At 53.1% G+C, this 18,977-nt stretch carries 19 protein-coding genes; 14 read left to right on the top strand and 5 right to left on the bottom strand.

Going from position 1 to position 18,977, the window contains the following annotated elements; translation table 11 throughout:
- Positions 1–4 precede the first annotated feature (4 nt).
- The 7 genes from amiB to hflC all read left to right on the top strand — a co-directional run bounded on the left by amiB (position 5) and on the right by hflC (position 8,266).
- The gene (gene amiB, locus DA718_RS26400) at positions 5–1,339 is read left to right on the top strand and encodes an N-acetylmuramoyl-L-alanine amidase AmiB (RefSeq protein WP_112216211.1); all 1,335 of its coding nucleotides are present in this window, start codon (positions 5–7) and stop codon (positions 1,337–1,339) included.
- A gap of 10 nt (positions 1,340–1,349) precedes the next feature.
- Entirely contained in the window at positions 1,350–3,239 is a 1,890-nt protein-coding gene (gene mutL, locus DA718_RS26395; protein ID WP_112216210.1) for a DNA mismatch repair endonuclease MutL, read from the top strand.
- The gene (gene miaA / locus DA718_RS26390) at positions 3,232–4,182 is read left to right on the top strand and encodes a tRNA (adenosine(37)-N6)-dimethylallyltransferase MiaA (RefSeq protein ID WP_112216209.1); all 951 of its coding nucleotides are present in this window, start codon (positions 3,232–3,234) and stop codon (positions 4,180–4,182) included. Before mutL ends, miaA begins: the two co-directional genes overlap by 8 nt.
- Before the next feature lie 90 nt (positions 4,183–4,272).
- Complete coding sequence (hfq, locus tag DA718_RS26385) at positions 4,273–4,581, top strand: RNA chaperone Hfq (protein WP_110274473.1); 309 nt, start codon at positions 4,273–4,275, stop codon at positions 4,579–4,581.
- A 75-nt stretch (positions 4,582–4,656) separates the two neighbouring features.
- Positions 4,657–5,937, top strand: a complete 1,281-nt coding sequence (gene hflX, locus DA718_RS26380; protein WP_112216208.1) for a ribosome rescue GTPase HflX — start codon at positions 4,657–4,659, stop codon at positions 5,935–5,937.
- 65 nt (positions 5,938–6,002) lie between these two features.
- The gene (gene hflK / locus DA718_RS26375; RefSeq protein ID WP_112216207.1) at positions 6,003–7,259 is read left to right on the top strand and encodes an FtsH protease activity modulator HflK; all 1,257 of its coding nucleotides are present in this window, start codon (positions 6,003–6,005) and stop codon (positions 7,257–7,259) included.
- A gap of 2 nt (positions 7,260–7,261) precedes the next feature.
- Positions 7,262–8,266, top strand: a complete 1,005-nt coding sequence (gene hflC, locus DA718_RS26370; RefSeq protein WP_112216206.1) for a protease modulator HflC — start codon at positions 7,262–7,264, stop codon at positions 8,264–8,266.
- Between the two features lie 90 nt (positions 8,267–8,356).
- Here the strand turns inward: hflC and DA718_RS26365 are convergent, their stop codons facing one another.
- Entirely contained in the window at positions 8,357–8,647 is a 291-nt protein-coding gene (locus DA718_RS26365) for a hypothetical protein (RefSeq protein ID WP_112216242.1), read from the bottom strand.
- A 218-nt stretch (positions 8,648–8,865) separates the two neighbouring features.
- Between DA718_RS26365 and DA718_RS26360 the strand changes: the two genes are divergently transcribed.
- The 5 genes from DA718_RS26360 to rlmB all read left to right on the top strand — a co-directional run bounded on the left by DA718_RS26360 (position 8,866) and on the right by rlmB (position 14,347).
- Complete coding sequence (locus tag DA718_RS26360) at positions 8,866–9,063, top strand: DUF2065 domain-containing protein (RefSeq protein WP_004097978.1); 198 nt, start codon at positions 8,866–8,868, stop codon at positions 9,061–9,063.
- A 102-nt stretch (positions 9,064–9,165) separates the two neighbouring features.
- A complete protein-coding gene (locus DA718_RS26355) occupies positions 9,166–10,464 on the top strand; it encodes an adenylosuccinate synthase (protein ID WP_112216205.1) in 1,299 nt (432 codons plus the stop codon).
- A gap of 151 nt (positions 10,465–10,615) precedes the next feature.
- The gene (nsrR, locus tag DA718_RS26350) at positions 10,616–11,041 is read left to right on the top strand and encodes a nitric oxide-sensing transcriptional repressor NsrR (protein WP_112216204.1); all 426 of its coding nucleotides are present in this window, start codon (positions 10,616–10,618) and stop codon (positions 11,039–11,041) included.
- Between the two features lie 37 nt (positions 11,042–11,078).
- Positions 11,079–13,526 carry a ribonuclease R gene (gene rnr / locus DA718_RS26345; protein ID WP_112216203.1) on the top strand — a complete coding sequence of 816 codons (2,448 nt, stop codon included), beginning with the start codon at positions 11,079–11,081 and terminating at the stop codon, positions 13,524–13,526.
- A gap of 89 nt (positions 13,527–13,615) precedes the next feature.
- A complete protein-coding gene (rlmB, locus tag DA718_RS26340) occupies positions 13,616–14,347 on the top strand; it encodes a 23S rRNA (guanosine(2251)-2'-O)-methyltransferase RlmB (RefSeq protein ID WP_112216202.1) in 732 nt (243 codons plus the stop codon).
- Positions 14,348–14,382: 35 nt separating this feature from the next.
- On the opposite strand, the gene DA718_RS26335 is transcribed toward rlmB, so the two are convergent.
- Positions 14,383–14,745, bottom strand: coding sequence for a hypothetical protein (locus DA718_RS26335; protein ID WP_112216201.1), 363 nt, complete (start codon positions 14,743–14,745; stop codon positions 14,383–14,385).
- Positions 14,746–14,850: 105 nt separating this feature from the next.
- On the opposite strand from DA718_RS26335, the gene DA718_RS26330 reads away from it, so the two are divergent.
- Positions 14,851–16,488 (top strand): isovaleryl-CoA dehydrogenase, encoded by a 1,638-nt coding sequence (locus DA718_RS26330; RefSeq protein ID WP_112216200.1) that lies wholly within the window; start codon positions 14,851–14,853, stop codon positions 16,486–16,488.
- On the opposite strand, the gene yjfN is transcribed toward DA718_RS26330, so the two are convergent.
- Positions 16,479–16,754: a DUF1471 family protease activator YjfN gene (gene yjfN / locus DA718_RS26325; protein WP_167492830.1), complete on the bottom strand. Its 276-nt coding sequence runs from the start codon at positions 16,752–16,754 to the stop codon at positions 16,479–16,481. The genes DA718_RS26330 and yjfN overlap by 10 nt on opposite strands.
- Positions 16,755–16,891: 137 nt before the next feature.
- Positions 16,892–17,200 (bottom strand): biofilm peroxide resistance protein BsmA, encoded by a 309-nt coding sequence (gene bsmA, locus DA718_RS26320; RefSeq protein ID WP_221888554.1) that lies wholly within the window; start codon positions 17,198–17,200, stop codon positions 16,892–16,894.
- A 202-nt stretch (positions 17,201–17,402) separates the two neighbouring features.
- On the opposite strand from bsmA, the gene yjfP reads away from it, so the two are divergent.
- A complete protein-coding gene (yjfP, locus tag DA718_RS26315; protein WP_112216197.1) occupies positions 17,403–18,119 on the top strand; it encodes an esterase in 717 nt (238 codons plus the stop codon).
- On the opposite strand, the gene ulaR is transcribed toward yjfP, so the two are convergent.
- Positions 18,116–18,871, bottom strand: coding sequence for an HTH-type transcriptional regulator UlaR (gene ulaR, locus DA718_RS26310; protein ID WP_004128109.1), 756 nt, complete (start codon positions 18,869–18,871; stop codon positions 18,116–18,118). The genes yjfP and ulaR overlap by 4 nt on opposite strands.
- Positions 18,872–18,977: the final 106 nt, after the last annotated feature.

Genomic DNA, 18,977 nt, shown 5'->3' with positions numbered 1-18,977 from the left:
CGGGATGATGTATCGCATAACCAGTTGGCTGGCCGCTGCACTGATGCTGTTTAGCATTCAGGCCACCGCGGCAAGTTTATCCGACATCCAGGTCTCAAATGGAGATCAGCAGGCCCGCATTACCATTAGTTTTATCGGCGATCCTGAATATTCGTTTAGCCCACAGGGCAAGCGAACCGTGGCGCTGGATATAAAACAGACTGGCGTGCTCCAGGGGCTACCGCTGCAGTTTAGCGGCAATAATCTGGTGAAAAGTATCCGTTCCGGGTCGCCGCAGGACGCGCAGTCGCTGCGTCTGCTGGTGGATCTGACCGCCGATGGGAAAACTCGTGCGGTGAAGCAGCAGAATGGCTCTAACTATACCGTGGTGTTTACCATTAATGCTGATGCGCCTCCACCACCACCTCCTCCGCCGCCGGTGGTAGTGAAACAGGTTGAGAAACCCATTGTGCAACCCTCTCGCCCGAGCGAACCGGCGCGTAACCCGTTTAAAGCCGATAACGATCGGCTGACTGCGGTGACTAGCACAAGTACCATCACGCGTCCTGCGACTCGCACCGTATCGACCGATGATAAAGTGATTATCGCCATTGATGCCGGTCACGGTGGTCAGGACCCAGGGGCGATTGGTCCGAATGGCACGAAAGAGAAGAATGTGACCATTGCTATCGCCCGTAAGCTTCGCACGTTGCTGAATGCCGATCCGCAGTTCAAGCCGGTACTGACGCGCGACGGCGATTATTTCATTTCCGTTATGGGACGTTCAGACGTAGCGCGTAAGCAAAATGCTAACTTCCTCGTATCGATTCATGCTGACGCTGCGCCAAACCGTGATGCAACCGGGGCCTCGGTTTGGGTACTTTCCAACCGTCGTGCCAACAGTGAAATGGCCGGATGGCTCGAACAGCATGAGAAACAGTCTGAGTTACTGGGTGGAGCGGGCGATGTGCTGGCGAATAGTCAGTCGGACCCTTACCTGAGCCAGGCGGTGCTGGATTTACAGTTCGGCCATTCTCAGCGCGTCGGGTATGATGTGGCGACTAATGTGTTGAGCCAGCTACAGCGAATCGGCGACTTGCATAAACGTCGCCCTGAGCATGCCAGCCTGGGCGTTCTGCGTTCGCCGGATATCCCGTCAATCCTTGTCGAAACCGGGTTTATCAGCAATACCGGCGAAGAGAGATTGCTGGGTAGCGATGCTTTTCAACAGCAGGTCGCCGAGGCGATTTATAACGGTCTGCGTAACTACTTTATGCAGCATCCGCTGCAATCAGCGCCGCGCGGGACAGCGGCGCAGACTGCCAGCGCGGGGTCATCAGACGGAACGTTGTTAAATTAAGGAGACGGCTATGCCGATTCAGGTTCTACCGCCGCAGCTCGCCAACCAGATTGCCGCTGGTGAAGTGGTGGAACGTCCGGCATCTGTCGTCAAAGAGTTAGTTGAAAATAGCCTCGATGCAGGTGCTACGCGTATCGATATTGATATTGAGCGCGGCGGTGCGAAGTTGATCCGCATCCGCGACAACGGCTGTGGGATTAAAAAAGACGAACTGGCGTTGGCGCTGGCGCGTCATGCCACCAGTAAAATCGCCTCGCTTGATGATCTGGAAGCGATAATCAGCCTCGGATTTCGCGGTGAAGCCTTAGCCAGTATCAGTTCTGTCGCCCGCCTGACGCTAACCTCGCGTACTGAGGAGCAGCAAGAAGCCTGGCAGGCCTATGCAGAAGGGCGCGATCAGGACGTTACTGTCAAACCAGCGGCGCACCCGGTGGGAACAACGCTGGAAGTACTGGATCTTTTTTATAACACCCCCGCTCGTCGCAAATTCATGCGTACCGAAAAAACCGAGTTTAATCATATCGACGAGATCGTGCGGCGCATCGCGCTGGCGCGTTTCGACGTCACGATTAACCTCAGCCACAACGGTAAAGCGGTGCGCCAGTATCGAGCCGTGTCACAGGATGGTCAGCGTGAACGGCGGCTAGGGGCGATTTGCGGTACGCCGTTTCTTGAACATGCCCTGGCTATCGAGTGGCAGCACGGCGATCTTACCCTTAGCGGCTGGGTGGCCGATCCTCTGCATACGAATCCGGCGCTGGCAGAAATTCAGTATTGCTACGTCAACGGACGGATGATGCGTGACCGCCTGATTAATCATGCAATTCGTCAGGCTTGTGAAGATAAGCTGGGAGCCAATCAGCAGCCCGCTTTTGTGCTTTACCTGGAAATCGATCCGCACCAGGTGGATGTGAATGTTCATCCGGCCAAGCATGAAGTTCGTTTTCATCAGTCGCGGCTGGTTCATGATTTTATTTATCAAGGTGTGCTGAGCGTGCTTCAGCAGCAGCTGAGTGCGCCATTGGCAGAAGAGGGCGATGAACCTGCGCCTCGCCAGGTGCCGGAGAACCGCATTGCGGCAGGCGGCAACCATTTCGCCCAGCCAGCGGTTGCGCGTGAAGCGGCGCCTCCCCGATATCATGATGAGACTGCCGCGCCGCGCTTTAATGCGGGAGGCTCGCGAGAATCCACCGCTTTGGGTTCCTCTGGTGGGGCAGGCTGGCCCCATGCGCAGCCAGGCTATCAAAAACAGCAGGGTGCGCTGTATCGCCAACTGCTGGATACTCCGGTCCCGGAGCGAAAGCCAGTATCACCCACACCAGTGACAGAAGGATTGGCTGGACACAGCCAAAGCTTTGGTCGCGTGTTGACGATTGTTGATGGCGACTGCGCGCTGCTAGAGCGCGATGGCAAGTTAGCGTTATTGGCTCTGCCGGTTGCTGAACGCTGGCTGCGTCAGGCGCAACTGACGCCTGGTGTAGAAGCGGTTTGTGCCCAGCCGCTGCTTATTCCGCTACGGCTAAAAGTGTCTGAAGGGGAGAAAGTAGCGCTGGATAACGCGCAATCGGCGCTGACGCAGGTCGGTATTGAGCTGCAATCTGATGCGCAGCACGTGACGATTCGGGCGGTGCCTTTACCCTTAAGACAACAAAATTTACAAATCTTGATTCCTGAACTGATAGGCTACCTGGCGCAGCAAAAAACATTCGACGTCAACAATATTGCCCAGTGGATAGCGCGCAATCTGGCGAGTGAGCACGGGCAGTGGAATATGGCGCAGGCGATTGCTGTCCTGGCGGATATAGAACGTTTGTGCCCGCAGCTGGTTAAAGCGCCGCCGGGTGGTCTGTTACAACCTGTTGATTTACATTCGGCGATGAATGCCCTGAAAGATGAGTGATGTAACCGAGGCGAGCCTGCCTAAGGCAATATTTTTAATGGGCCCGACGGCCTCCGGTAAAACCGCGTTGGCTATCGCTTTACGTAAAGTTTTGCCCGTAGAGTTGATTAGCGTTGATTCAGCCCTCATCTATCGAGGAATGGATATCGGTACGGCTAAGCCGGATGCGCAAGAGCTAAGCGCTGCGCCGCATCGACTGCTGGATATTCTTGATCCGGCTGAAGCTTATTCTGCGGCAGATTTTCGTCGCGATGCGTTGGCAGAGATGGCTGATATTGTCGCTGCCGGGCGTATTCCGCTGCTGGTCGGCGGAACAATGTTGTATTTCAAAGCGTTGTTGGAAGGATTATCGCCGTTACCTTCGGCGGATCCTGCAGTCAGAGCCAGAATTGAGCAACAAGCCGCAGAGCAAGGGTGGAACGCGTTACACCAGCAATTACAGGAGATTGATCCGGTTGCCGCGGCGCGTATTCATCCAAATGATCCGCAAAGACTTTCCCGAGCACTGGAAGTTTTTTTCATTTCGGGTAAAACTTTAACGGAACTGACGCAAACGTCAGGTGACGCTCTGCCGTATAAGGTGCATCAGTTCGCCATCGCCCCGGCGAGCCGTGAACTGCTCCATCAACGCATAGAACAGCGTTTTCATCAGATGTTGGCTTCGGGTTTTGAAGCAGAAGTACGGGCGTTATTTGCCCGGGGAGATTTGCATACGGATATGCCTTCCATTCGTTGTGTCGGATATCGCCAGATGTGGTCGTACCTTAATGGCGAGATCCCGTATGATGAAATGGTTTATCGAGGTGTTTGCGCCACGAGACAGTTAGCTAAACGTCAGGTCACCTGGCTGCGCGGTTGGGAAGGTGTCCACTGGTTGGATAGTGAACAACCTGAACAGGCGTTCAACAAAGTATTACAGGTTGTTGGTGCTAGCCTGGACTGAACGTGTACAATTGAACGGTTATCGTGCGTAATTTTTAAGAATCGTAAGGTTCTGAGTACAAAACAAGCATACATATAAGGAAAAGAGAGAATGGCTAAGGGGCAATCTTTACAAGATCCGTTCCTGAACGCTTTGCGTCGGGAACGTGTTCCGGTTTCTATTTATTTGGTGAATGGTATTAAGCTGCAAGGGCAAATTGAGTCTTTCGATCAGTTCGTGATCTTGTTGAAAAACACGGTCAGCCAGATGGTCTATAAGCACGCAATTTCTACAGTTGTCCCGTCTCGCCCGGTGTCTCACCACAGCAATAATGCTGGTGGCGGCACAAGTAACTATCACCACGGTGGTAGCGCGCAAGGCTCTTCTGCGTCGCAGCAAGACAGCGAAGACGCCGAATAAGGCTGATGCTGTTTTTCCACGTCGGGGAGCCAGGTTTTCTGCGTTCCCCGCTGGTATTTTATAAGGGGTTTACGCTTGTTTGACCGTTATGATGCCGGTGAGCAGGCGGTACTGGTACACATCTATTTTTCGCAAGACAAAGATATGGAAGATCTCCAGGAGTTTGAAACTCTGGCCTCTTCCGCCGGTGTCGAAGCAATGCAGGTGATTACCGGTAGCCGTAAAGCACCGCACCCGAAGTATTTTGTTGGTGAAGGTAAAGCAGTCGAAATTGCGGAAGCCGTAAAAGCGACCGGTGCATCGGTCGTGCTCTTCGATCATGCCCTGAGTCCGGCACAGGAACGAAACCTTGAACGCTTATGCGAATGTCGGGTTATCGATCGTACCGGCCTGATTTTAGATATTTTTGCCCAGCGAGCGCGTACCCACGAAGGGAAACTGCAGGTTGAGCTGGCACAGCTGCGTCATATGGCGACTCGCCTCGTTCGCGGTTGGACCCACCTTGAAAGACAGAAAGGCGGGATTGGTTTGCGTGGCCCGGGTGAAACCCAGCTCGAAACTGACCGTCGTTTGCTGCGTAACCGTATTATGCAGATCCTGTCGCGACTGGAAAAAGTAGAGAAGCAGCGCGAACAAGGACGACGGTCACGTGCCAAAGCCGATATTCCGACCGTATCGCTGGTCGGTTATACCAACGCCGGTAAATCAACGCTGTTCAACCAGATAACCGAAGCTGAGGTCTACGCCGCGAATCAACTGTTCGCTACTCTTGACCCAACGCTGCGCCGCATTGATGTTCCTGATGTTGGCGAAACCGTTCTGGCTGACACCGTAGGTTTTATCCGCCATCTGCCGCACGATCTGGTGGCCGCGTTTAAAGCGACTCTCCAGGAGACGCGCCAGGCGACGCTGCTGCTGCACGTCATTGACGCGGCCGATGTCCGCGTGCAGGAAAATATTGACGCAGTAAACACGGTTCTCGCTGAAATCGAGGCCGATGAAATCCCGACGCTGCTGGTCATGAACAAAATCGATATGTTGGACGATTTTGAGCCGCGTATTGACCGGGATGAAGAGAATAAACCGATCCGGGTCTGGCTTTCCGCCCAGACCGGGGTTGGCGTACCACTGCTTTTTCAGGCTTTGACGGAACGGCTTTCTGGTGAAGTGGCGCAACATACTCTGCGTCTGCCACCGCAGGAAGGTCGGTTGAGAAGTCGGTTCTATCAGCTTCAGGCGATAGAGAAAGAGTGGATGGAGGATGACGGTAGCGTTGGTCTGCAGGTGCGCATGCCAATCGTTGACTGGCGTCGCCTCTGTAAACAAGAGCCAGCGCTGGTTGAATACGTGATTTGACCTTGCAGCTTGCCTGAAGATATTAACCCCTGTGGGGATATCAAAAACAAATATGGAGCATATACATGGCGTGGAATCAGCCCGGTAATAACGGACAGGACCGCGACCCGTGGGGAAGCAGCAATAACCAAGGCGGCAACTCTGGGGGAAATGGCAACAAAGGTGGTCGCGAGCAGGGACCTCCCGATCTGGATGATATCTTCCGTAAGCTAAGTAAAAAACTTGGTGGTCTGGGTGGCGGAAAAGGTGGCCTGGGAGGCGGTAGCGGCTCTCAGGGACCTCGTGGCCCGATGGGCGGACGTGTCGTCGGCATCGTTGCCGCCGCTGTGGTGATTATCTGGGCAGCCAGCGGTTTCTATACCATTAAGGAAGCTGAACGTGGTGTGGTCACCCGCTTTGGTAAATTCAGCCATTTGGTTGAGCCAGGCCTTAACTGGAAACCCACTTTCGTTGATAACGTTCAGGCGGTTAACGTTGAATCAGTACGTGAACTGGCGGCTTCTGGCGTCATGTTGACCTCTGACGAAAACGTGGTGCGCGTCGAGATGAACGTGCAGTATCGCGTGACCGATCCGGAACGTTACCTGTTTAGCGTTACCAGCGCAGATGATAGCCTGCGTCAGGCCACCGACAGCGCTCTGCGTGGTGTTATCGGTAAATACACCATGGATCGTATCCTGACTGAAGGCCGTACCGTGATTCGTAGCGATACCCAGCGCGAACTGGAAGAGACGATTCGTCCGTACAACATGGGGATTACTCTGCTGGACGTTAACTTCCAGACAGCGCGTCCGCCAGAAGAAGTGAAAGCCGCGTTTGACGATGCGATTGCCGCGCGTGAAAACGAACAGCAGTACATTCGTGAAGCTGAAGCATACACCAACGAAGTTCAGCCACGAGCGAATGGTCAGGCACAGCGTATCCTTGAAGAAGCGCGTGCGTATAAAACTCAGACCGTTCTCGAAGCTCAGGGTGAGGTTGCTCGCTTTGCGAAGATCCTTCCTGAATATAAAGCAGCTCCGGAAATTACCCGTGAGCGTCTGTATATCGAAACCATGGAAAAAGTGCTGAGCCATACTCGCAAAGTGCTGGTTAACGATAAAGGGAGCAACCTGATGGTTCTGCCTCTGGATCAGATGCTGAAAGGTGCTGGCGCACCAGCGGCAAAGAGTGATAGCAGTGGCGCAAGCGATCTGCTGCGTCTGCCGCCTGCATCCAGCTCAAACAGCGCCAGTAACGCTCAGACCTCTACGGGAGGCAACATTATGGACCAACGCCGCGCCAACGCGCAGCGTAACGACTACCAGCGTCAGGGGGAATAACGATGCGTAAATCTGTTATCGCGATAATTGTCATCGTGCTGGTGGTGCTCTACATGTCCGTCTTTGTTGTTAAAGAAGGCGAGCGTGGTATTAGCCTGCGCTTTGGTAAAGTTCTGCGCGACGATGAAAACAAACCACTGGTCTATGAGCCGGGCCTGCACTTCAAGATCCCGTTTATTGAATCAGTGAAAATGCTGGATGCGCGTATCCAGACCATGGACAACCAGGCCGATCGCTTTGTGACCAAAGAGAAGAAAGACCTGATTGTTGACTCGTATATCAAGTGGCGCATCAGCGACTTCAGTCGTTACTATCTGGCAACTGGCGGCGGTGATGTCTCCCAGGCCGAGGTTCTGCTGAAGCGTAAATTCTCTGACCGCCTGCGTTCTGAAATTGGTCGTCTGGATGTGAAAGACATCGTAACTGACTCCCGTGGTCGTCTGACTCTGGAAGTCCGTGATGCGCTGAACTCAGGTTCTGCAGGCACAGAAGATGAAGTTAGCACGCCGGCTGCCGATGATGCGATTGCCAAAGCGGCAAAACTTGTTGAAGCAGAAACTAACGGTAAGGTGAAGGTGATCAACCCGAACAGTATGGCGGCACTGGGTATTGAAGTTGTCGACGTACGAATCAAACAGATCAACCTTCCTGCTGAAGTCTCTGAAGCGATCTACAACCGTATGCGTGCTGAGCGTGAAGCAGTTGCTCGTCGTCACCGTTCGCAGGGCCAGGAAGAAGCTGAAAAACTGCGCGCAGCTGCGGACTATGAAGTCACCAAAACGTTGGCTGAATCCGAACGTCAGGGCCGCATTATGCGTGGTGAAGGTGATGCTGAAGCGGCAAAACTGTTTGCTGATGCATTCAGCCAGGACCCGGGCTTCTATGCCTTCATCCGTAGCCTGCGAGCTTATGAGAATAGCTTCCAGAGCAATCAGGATGTAATGGTTCTCAGCCCGGATAGCGATTTCTTCCGTTATATGAAGACTCCTGAGAGCAGTCATCGATAAGTAACGATTGTCAAAAATAATGGCGCCTCTATTGAGGCGCCATTTTTACATGGGACTGCTTGACTTCATTTAACGCAACTGACAGTGAAGTTAGTTGGCAAAGAGTTTACTGAAGAAACCACCAAGGTTTGGTAGAGAGGAGAGTGAGTTCTCAATGCTTCCACCAATGCTTGAGCCCAGTGTCTCGCCTACCGTCTTACCCAGGTTAGGAGCAAAAGTTGCCAGGTTAATTTTTCCAACAATAGGTAGCTCGATATTCAGCAAGCTACTTTCTGCAGACCAAACGGCAGAACCTAATTGTGACCCTATTGATGCCAGCCCATCTTGCAGCCAGCCAGCGCCGCTTACGGCATCAATTTCAAATATGGTTAGTTCTCTCATGATAATCATCCTAATTATTTTATGCTCGTATCCAAAGTTGATACGCGCTAGCATACTTGCAATTTTAAAAATAACCTGCAATACAATGGGTTATGAATTTTGTTTCATTAAATAAGTTCATAATAAAGAGGAAATACCGGACAATATGAAGTGAGAGTAAACACAACATTGATAAACCATTGGTACTACACAGCGCGATATTTATATAAAGGTGAATAATGAACTCAACAATCTGGTTGGCACTGGCGCTGGTTTTAGTACTTGAAGGACTCGGGCCATTACTTTACCCACGGGCATGGCGGCGAATGGTCGCCACGATGAGTCAGTTGCCGGATAATTTATTGCGCCGTTTTGGCGGTGGTCTTGTGGTCGCTGGCATCGTCATCTACTACATGTTGAGGAAAACGATTGGCTGAGTGAAAAGTAGCCGAATTTACCGCGTTTTGAGTGCAAAAAGTGCTGTAACTCTGAAAAAGCGATGGTAGAATCCATTTTTAAGCAAACGGTGATTTTGAAAAATGGGTAACAACGTCGTCGTACTGGGCACCCAATGGGGTGACGAAGGTAAAGGGAAGATCGTCGATCTCCTGACTGAACGGGCTAAATATGTTGTGCGCTACCAGGGCGGTCACAACGCAGGCCATACTCTCGTAATCAACGGTGAAAAAACCGTCCTCCACCTCATTCCATCAGGTATTCTTCGCGAGAATGTTACCAGCATCATCGGTAACGGTGTTGTGCTGTCTCCGGCTGCGCTGATGAAAGAGATGAAAGGACTGGAAGACCGTGGTATCCCTGTCCGCGAGCGTCTGCTGCTTTCTGAAGCCTGCCCGCTTATCCTTGAATATCATGTCGCGCTGGATGTGGCGCGTGAGAAAGCGCGCGGCGCGAAAGCTATCGGTACTACCGGTCGCGGTATCGGTCCGGCTTACGAAGATAAAGTGGCTCGCCGTGGTCTGCGCGTTGGCGATCTGTTTGATAAAGCGACCTTCGCTGACAAACTGAAAGAAGTGATGGAATATCACAACTTCCAGCTGGTGAATTTCTATAAAGCTGAAGCGGTTGATTATCAGAAAGTCCTGGATGATGTGATGGCAATTGCCGACATCCTGACCGCGATGGTTGTTGATGTTTCCGACCTTCTGGATCAGGCGCGTAAGCGTGGCGATTTCGTCATGTTTGAAGGCGCACAGGGTACGCTGCTGGATATCGACCACGGTACCTATCCGTACGTAACCTCTTCCAACACCACTGCTGGTGGCGTGGCGACCGGTTCTGGCCTGGGCCCACGTTATGTTGATTACGTACTGGGTATTATCAAAGCCTACTCCACTCGTGTGGGGGCTGGTCCGTTCCCGACTGAACTGTTTGATGACATCGGCGAGTTCCTGTGCAAGCAGGGTAACGAGTTCGGTGCCACTACCGGCCGTCGTCGTCGTACCGGTTGGCTTGACGCCGTCGCCGTGCGCCGTGCGGTGCAGATTAACTCCCTGTCTGGCTTCTGCCTAACTAAACTGGACGTCCTGGACGGCCTGAAAGAAGTTAAAATCTGTGTGGCCTACCGTATGCCGGATGGCCGTGAAGTGACCACCACTCCGCTGGCTGCTGACAACTGGGAAGGTATTGAACCGATTTATGAAACAATGCCAGGCTGGTCCGAAACGACCTTCGGCGTGAAAGAGCGCAGCGGCCTACCGCAGGCAGCGCTGAACTATATCGCGCGCATTGAAGAACTCACCGGCGTACCGGTTGATATCATCTCTACCGGTCCTGACCGTACCGAGACGATGATTCTGCGCGACCCGTTCGACGCATAATTATCCCCAGGGGCGCCGTTCAGGCGCCTCTTGTTTTTACTGTTCGCCCGCCCCATTTAAATAAATTAGCGGCCTGAGCGCTGGCTGGTTTATCATCAATAGTAATTACGTCTATCGACACACCCCGTTTTTCTTTTCCCTGAGGTTGATTGTGCAGTTAACGAGTTTCACTGATTACGGATTACGTGCGCTGATATATATGGCGTCGCTGCCGGATGGAAGGATGACCAGTATCTCCGAAGTTACGGAGGTTTACGGTGTCTCTCGTAATCATATGGTAAAAATAATCAATCAGTTAAGTCGTGTGGGCTACGTCACGGCAGTACGGGGAAAGAACGGCGGAATTCGCCTTGGCAAACCGGCAAGCATGATTCGAGTAGGCGATGTTGTCCGCGATTTGGAGCCGTTATCGTTGGTCAATTGCAGCAGCGAATTTTGCCATATTACGCCCGCCTGCCGCCTGAAGCAGGCGCTTGCAGAAGCCACACAAAGTTTTCTTAAGGAACTAGACAACTACACGTTGGCCGATTTGGTTGAAAAGAATCAACCACTTTATAAATTATTACTGGTGGAGTGACGTAAACTTCACTGGAGATGACAACGGAGGAACCGACATGTCACAAGATCCTTTCCTGGACCGCGAAACTGAAAAGTACGCCAATCCAATCCCAAGCCGGGAATTCATCCTCGATCATTTAGCAAAACGCGAAAAACCGGCCAGCCGTGATGAGCTGGCAATAGAGCTGAATATCGAAGGCGAAGAACAACAAGAAGCATTGCGCCGTCGACTGCGCGCAATGGAACGTGATGGTCAACTGGTCTTCACTCGCCGCCAGTGCTATGCGCTGCCTGAGCGTCTCGATCTGCTGAAAGGCATCGTTATCGGTCATCGCGATGGCTATGGCTTCCTGCGCGTCGAAGGCCGTAAAGATGATCTTTATTTATCATCTGAACAGATGAAAACCTGTATTCATGGCGATCAGGTGCTGGCGCAGCCTCTGGGTGCGGACCGTAAAGGCCGCCGGGAAGCTCGTATCGTTCGTGTCCTGGTACCAAAAATAGGGCAGATCGTTGGCCGCTACTTTACCGAGGCGGGTGTGGGCTTTGTCGTTCCCGATGACAGTCGCTTAAGCTTCGACATCCTGATCCCGCCAGAAGAGATTATGGGCGCGCGCATGGGGTTTGTGGTCGTGGTTGAGCTCACCCAGCGCCCAACCCGCCGCACCAAAGCGGTGGGTAAAATCGTCGAAGTGCTGGGCGATAACATGGGAACTGGAATGGCGGTCGATATGGCCCTGCGTACCCATGAAATCCCCCATGTCTGGCCACCTGAGGTGGAAAAACAGGTTTCAAGTCTGAAAGAACAGGTGCCGGAAGAGGCGAAGGCAGGACGTGTTGATTTACGTAATCTGCCGCTGGTCACCATTGATGGCGAAGATGCTCGCGACTTTGATGACGCCGTATACTGCGAGAAGAAACGCGGCGGCGGCTGGCGTCTGTGGGTGGCCATTGCCGATGTGAGCTACTACGTGCGCCCCGGCACGCCGCTGGATGGTGAAGCACGCAGCCGTGGTACCTCAGTCTACTTCCCATCTCAGGTCGTCCCGATGCTGCCGGAAGTGCTCTCCAACGGTCTGTGCTCGCTGAATCCTCAGGTCGACAGACTCTGTATGGTTTGCGAGATGACGATTTCATCAAAAGGGCGTCTGACCGGCTTCAAATTCTACGAAGCGGTGATGAGTTCCCATGCTCGCCTGACCTACACCAAGGTCTGGCATATGCTGCAGGGCGATCAGGACCTGCGTGAGCAGTATGCGCCGCTGGTTAAGCATATTGAAGAGCTTCATAACCTCTACAAGGTGCTGGATGTCGCTCGTGAAGAGCGCGGCGGTATCTCATTTGAGAGTGAAGAAGCTAAATTCATCTTCAATGCTGAACGTCGCATTGAGCGCATTGAACAGACTCAGCGTAACGACGCCCATAAGCTGATTGAAGAGTGCATGATTCTGGCGAACATTTCCGCTGCGCGCTTTGTGGAGAAAGCTGAAGAACCGGCGCTGTTCCGTATTCACGACAAGCCAAGCACGGAGGCGATCACCGCATTCCGTTCAGTTCTGGCTGAGCTTGGACTTGAGCTGCCTGGAGGTAATAAGCCAGAGCCGCGTGATTATGCCGAACTGCTGACGTCGATCGCCGATCGACCAGATGCGGAAATGCTGCAAACCATGCTGCTGCGGTCGATGAAACAGGCGGTGTACGACCCGGAAAATCGCGGTCACTTTGGCCTCGCGCTGCAATCTTACGCTCACTTCACTTCACCGATTCGTCGCTACCCGGATCTGTCGCTGCATCGTGCTATCAAGTATCTGCTGGCGAAAGAGCAGGGACATAAAGGTAATAGCACCGAGACCGGCGGTTGGCACTACAGCATGGAAGAGATGCTGCAGCTGGGAGCACACTGTTCGATGACCGAACGCCGTGCTGATGAAGCGACGCGCGATGTATCGGACTGGCTGAAGTGTGATTTCATGTTGGATCAGGTCGGTAATGTCTTCAAAGGCGTGATCGCCAGCGTGACCGGATTTGGTTTCTTCGTTCGTCTTGATGAACTGTTTATTGATGGTCTGGTGCACGTTTCTTCGCTCGATAACGACTACTACCGCTTCGATCAGGTTGGACAGCGTCTGATCGGTGAATCCGGCGGTCAGACTTATCGTCTGGGCGATCGCGTAGAAGTGCGGGTTGAAGCGGTCAACATGGACGAGCGTAAGATTGACTTCTCGCTTATCTCCAGCGAGCGCGCTCCGCGCAACGTGGGTAAAACCGAGCGTGAGAAGGCGAAAAAGGGTGCCGCAGGCAAATCCTCCGGGCGTCGTCGTCAGGCGGGAAAGCAAGTGAACTTTGAGCCAGATAGCGCATTCCGCAAAGAGAAAGGCAAATCTCAACCGAAGGCTGCTCAGCCAAAAGGCGAGAAAAAAGCGAAGAAACCGTCGGTGAAAACCCAAAAAATCGCTGCGGCGACCAAAGCCAAGCGCGCGGCGAAAAAGAAAATCGCTGAGTGATTGGATTCCCTTCATCCTGATTCCGTCTAATGTAGCGGAGAACGTCTGGGTGAAGGGAACGGCTAACAGAACCTAAAACGAGTACATAAATGAGTGAAATGATTTACGGCATCCACGCGGTGCAGGCACTGCTGGAACGCGCTCCTGAGCGTTTTCAGGAAGTCTTTATTCTGAAAGGCCGTGAGGATAAGCGCTTGCTGCCGCTGATCCATGCCCTGGAGGCTCAGGGAGTGGTGATTCAGGTCGCCAACCGCCAGTATCTTGATGAGAAAAGCGAAGGTGCTGTTCATCAGGGGATTATTGCTCGCGTGAAGCCAGGGCGCCAGTATCAGGAGAACGATCTGCCGGATCTGATCGCCTCTCTCGATCAGCCGTTCTTCTTGATCCTCGACGGTGTGACCGATCCACATAACCTCGGCGCCTGCTTACGTAGTGCCGATGCCGCTGGCGTGCACGCAGTGATTGTGCCGAGAGATCGCTCCGCGCAGCTCAATGCGACGGCGAAAAAAGTCGCCTGCGGGGCGGCAGAAAATGTTCCGCTTATCCGCGTTACTAACCTCGCGCGTACCATGCGACTGTTGCAGGAAGAGAACGTCTGGATCGTGGGTACCGCTGGCGAAGCCGACCACACTTTGTTCCAGAGCAAGATGATCGGTCCGATGGCGCTGGTGATGGGAGCGGAAGGCGAAGGTATGCGCCGTCTGACCCGCGAACACTGCGATGAGTTAATCAGTATTCCGATGGCCGGTAGCGTTTCGTCGCTGAACGTTTCCGTTGCTACCGGGATTTGTCTGTTTGAAGCGGTGCGTCAGCGCAGCTAATCTGTTTGCCTGAATAAGCCATTCGTTTGAATGGCTTATCTTCTTCTCGCTCGTTCATCTTCTTGTTCTATTTGTCGGGCAATTTCCAGCCCTCTTTCCACATAGCCCAACAATTGGCTCAAGGGCAATTCATCTCCCTGTTCATCATCCGTTTGTTCGATGAACTTAAGCTGCGCGCCACTGTTTTTTAACACTTTGATGAGATTGAGAAAATTTCCAATGGGATTCTGCTCTTCCAGAATGTCATCGCAGATTTTGTCTTCATCAAATGAAGTGACGTAACCTGAAGTTTTCAGATTCTGTTTGATGGCGTTAATCGCAAGATGGGGAAGATGGCGGCGGATAAGCGCAATATAGTTCAGTGTGTTTTCCCGGTCTTCAATAATTAAATGAATCATGAAATTCCCTTTCTGATTGTGAGAGAACTTTATAGCAGAGTTCTGCGACGGAAAGTGCGCCGTTGTCCATACTTATGGGTAGAGCCATTGACGGAGGGAAACACAATGCACTGGCAAACTCATACCGTATTTAACCAACCTACGCCGTTATGTAATAGCAACTTGTTCCTGTCTGATATTGCCCTACGTGAGGCCACCGTGCGCGAAGGCGCTGGCTGGGATGGCGATCTGCTGGCGAGCATTGGCCAACAGCTGGGGACGGCTGAATCGCTGGAGCTAGGGCGCCTGGCTAACAGCAACCCACCGGAACTATTGCGCTATGACGCGACGGGATCGCGTATTGATGATGTGCGTTTCCATCCCGCCTGGCATTTACTGATGCAGGGTCTGTGTGCTAACCGGGTGCATAATCTTGCCTGGCAGGAGGATGCTCGCGAAGGCGCTTTTGTCGCTCGCGCTGCCCGTTTTATGTTGCATGCACAGGTAGAGGCGGGGACTCTGTGCCCCACCACAATGACTTTTGCTGCGATTCCATTGCTACAGCGTTCATTACCCAAACCATTTAGCGACTGGTTATCACCGCTATTAAGCGATCGTTACGATCCGCATCTTGTGCCGGGTAATCAGAAGCGCGGACTGCTTATCGGGATGGGAATGACAGAAAAGCAGGGTGGGTCTGATGTCCTGAGTAACACAACGCGGGCGGAGAAAACTGCCGAAGGTTTTTATCATCTCGTTGGGCATAAATGGTTTTTCTCGGTACCGCAAAGCGATGCGCACCTGGTGCTGGCTCAGGCACCTGCGGGTCTCTCCTGCTTTTTTGTCCCCCGCTTGTTGCCGGACGGTCAGCGTAACGGTATTCGCCTGGAAAGACTGAAAGAGAAATTGGGTAATCGATCCAACGCCAGTAGTGAAGCTGAATTCTTCGATGCTTGCGGATGGCTGATAGGAGAAGAGGGTGATGGCGTCCGGCAAATCCTCAAAATGGGTGGCCTGACCCGCTTTGACTGTGCATTGGGCAGCCACGCGCTGATGCGCCGGGCTTATTCGGTGGCGCTTTACCACGCCTTGCAGCGCCAGGCGTTTGGTAAGAATTTGGTCGATCAGCCGATGATGCGTCAGGTGCTGGGGCAAATGGCGCTGAGGCTTGAAGGGCAAACTGCCTTTTTGTTCCGGCTGGCGCGCGCCTGGGACCGGCGTGACGATGAGCAGGAAGCGCGTTGGGCAAGGTTGTTCACTCCTGCGGCGAAATTTGCTATCTGCAAATCCGGGATGCCGTTTGTTGCCGAAGCCATGGAGGTTCTGGGAGGCTCAGGCTATTGCGAAGAGAGCGAACTACCGCGTCTGTACCGCGAAATGCCGGTCAACAGTATCTGGGAAGGTTCGGGCAATATAATGTGTCTGGACGTGATGCGGGTTCTGATGAAGCAACCGGCGGCGCTAGAGCTTCTGGCGGCGGAATGTGCGGAAGTGAAAGGGCAGAATCGTCATTTCGATCGCTCATGGCGTCAGCTGCAGCAGTGGCTACGGCAGCCTCTGGAAGAACAAGGGCGGGAAATTACCCGGCTGGTCTATATGCTGGGCACAGGCGCGCAGGTATTACGCTTCGCTTCACCGCCATTGGCTGAAGCCTGGTGTCGGATGATGCTCGATACGCGCGGCGGTATGCGTCTGGATGCGCAGACGCTGGACGATCTGCTCTTACGGGCGATGGGGCGTGGACGCCAGGCACCTCAGGCATAGAGAATGGCCTGTACCCGCCAGTTATCCGGCTGCTGTTCTTCGTACATTTGAACAATGCGATACCAGGATGCGCCCTGCTCATCAGCCTGCATGGCGATGGCATGTTCGACATCCTGCTGGCTGCCTGAAATGTTGTTAACGCAAATCAGGCCAATTTCATTCAGGCCGGTTACGCAATCGGCGCTGGCAAACTCCGCTGACTGCGCAGAAGTATTGGCCGTGACCGAGGTCAACATCAGGTTGGGTAGGGTAAAAGTTCGTTTCATCGTCAGCTCCATTTCACATAGTCCCGAGGGCAGTCCGTTGCTAACGTTCTGCCAGGTTACAGCTGGCCGAACGTTATTATGCACAGGAAAACGTGAATGGATGCAAAGCAGTGTAAAGCTGGCTTAAAGATTGACCGCTATTTACGGTACAAAATCGCCTGCGAGTACCACTGGCCGGGAACCATGGTGTCATCAATCATAATGATGACGTAGTAATCCGCTTTAGCCGCTTCTGCTTTGGTCTTGAGCGCAGCTTCAACATCCATCGGCGAGCCGTACATTAATACGCTCACCGTCCCCATTTTCTGTAGATCCGTCGCCTGATTACGCTGGATCTCCTGCGGATGGTCGGTTGCTGGCGGTGGCGCCTTTGGTGTCCCTTGCAGGGCGCTACAGCCGGTTAAGGCGATAGCCAGTAACCATGGTGTAAACCTACGCATAACCATATCTCGTTTCCTGATAGTCATAGTGTAGTGGTAGCCTGAATGTCATTTCCGGGGAATGTTCCCAAATTGTTATCCCGTACGCGATTTTCGAATGAAAATATCGTGAAAGCGTAATCTGGTTCTCAAGATTATGAATCATGTGCGAACGAGAGACTTGAGTAATAACATAACACCACATCACTATAGAGAAAGGAGACGGTAAATGATTGCACTAGAAATGCGTAACCTTGCGGGTGGGGAGGTTCTTCACGCGTACCCGCAGGGCGCTGCGGATACTCCGTTGCCTTGTATCGTCTTTTATCATGGATTTACCTCTTCTAAGCGGGTCTACAGTTATTTTGCCGTTGCGCTGGCGGAGGCGGGGTTTCGGGTCATTATGCCTGATGCGGCAGAACACGGTGCGCGTTACCAGGGAGACGAGCAAGGGCGGATGCAGCGCTTCTGGCCGATTCTGGTGCAGAATTTTGCTGAATTTCCGGCATTGCAGAACGCTATTCGCGCTGAGGGATGGATTGCCGATGACCGGCTGGCGGTTGCCGGAGCATCGATGGGCGGAATGACGGCGCTGGGGATGATGACCCAGCATCCAGAGCTGAAAAGCGTGGCCTGCCTGATGGGGTCAGGCTACTTCAGTTCGCTCTCACAGACGCTTTTCCCTTCCCCTTCATTTTGTGCTGAATCGCTGGTGGAGTGGGACGTCAGCCAGCAGTTGGCGAAGCTTGCCAGCCGACCGCTGTTGCTTTGGCACGGTGACGAAGATGATGTCGTACCACCAGGAGAAACGTTCCGCCTTCAGCGCTCATTGCAGCAAAGCGACCTGGCCGACAATTTGACTTGTATCTGGCAGAAAGGCGTCCGTCACCGCATTACACCTGAGGCATTAGCGGCGACGGTGGCGTTCTTTCAGCGTCACCTTTAAACGCGAATAACCTGAACGCCCTGATCCTCAAGCTGCTTGAGGATCGCTTCATCCGCTTGCTTTCCGGTAATCACCAGGTCGATTTGTCCGGCCTGGCTGAACAGCATCCCGGCGCGTTCGCCAACTTTACTGCTATCGACCAGCACCGCGAGTTTACCGACGACGTTAAGCATTTTTTGCTCCGCCATTGCCGTCAGCATGTCGGTTTTATACAGCCCTTCGGCGGTCAGCCCTTTGCCGCTGGTGAACATCCAGTGCCCGGCGTACAGGCTGTTCTCGCTACCCTGCGGGCTCAGGGTGATAGAGTGGCTGCGGTTATACTGCCCGCCCATAATGATGACGCTGTCGTGTTCCTGATCGATCAGGTAATTGGCCAGCGGCAGATAGTTAGTAATGATCTGTACGGGTTTACCGCACAGCTCCTGTCCAAGCAGGAAGGCGGTCGAGCCACAGTTAATGACGATACTTTCGCCAGGATTTACCAACTGCGAAGCCGCACGCGCAATCCGTACCTTCTCATCGTGGTTTTGCGCCTGATGAATGTTCATCGGTGACCAGCGTGGTCGCTGTTCACTGATGGCTTCTGCGCCATTGCGAACTTTTTTCAGCTTGCCGCTTTCGTCGAGTTTATTGATATCGCGTCGTGCCGTCGCCGGAGAAATTCCCAGCCGGGAAATCACCTGCTCCACGGTGACAAATCCCGTTTGTGCCAGCAAATCCAGTAAAATTTGATGTCTTTGCGCTTCCGTCATGAGCAAATCCGATTAAAAGTGATAAGCAAAGATGATATTTGAAATCAGGTGAAAATACTAATGCCGACGGGGATAATTTCCGGCGAGCGGTCAACGATTACCGCTC

Origin of the sequence: Klebsiella huaxiensis (genome assembly GCF_003261575.2) — a bacterium.
Taxonomy (GTDB): Bacteria; Pseudomonadota; Gammaproteobacteria; order Enterobacterales; family Enterobacteriaceae; genus Klebsiella; species Klebsiella huaxiensis.
The sequence above is the reverse complement of the archived record's forward strand: the minus strand, read 5'-3'. Positions and strand labels throughout refer to the sequence as shown.